Below are 383 nucleotides of genomic sequence, written 5' to 3' on the forward strand. Positions count from 1 at the left end.
GCTATAAGCAGCAACAAACAAATTTCCAAAGCCCAGACCGGGATTGCCATTGTTGTTAATCAGTTGTGTTCCGACTCCGGGATCCATGTCTACAGAAAGACTGTTGAAATTACCTGTAATAACTGCATTACCTGATGTCGGATCCACGGCAACATCACAACCTTCATCATAACCTGATCCCCCCATAGCATTAGCCCAAAGAAAATTTCCATTGCTTTCATACTTGGCAAGAAAAATATCAAGTTCACCATTACTAATGTATTCAGCAGTTCCAGTTCCGGGATCAAAATCAACGGTATCACGAAACCTACCGGTGATGTAAATATTATTATTGGCATCAAGCTTAATCCTGAGCGCTTCATCATTTCCGGAACCACCAATCG

Annotated in this window: 1 pseudogene; it reads right to left on the reverse strand. The window is 41.8% G+C overall.

The features are described 5' to 3' along the window. Positions 1 to 383: pseudogene (locus tag I6F37_RS44810) on the reverse strand (hypothetical protein); the annotation flags it as partial.

Origin of the sequence: Bradyrhizobium sp. NBAIM08, assembly GCF_020193935.1 — a bacterium.
GTDB lineage: Bacteria > Pseudomonadota > Alphaproteobacteria > Rhizobiales > Xanthobacteraceae > Bradyrhizobium > Bradyrhizobium yuanmingense.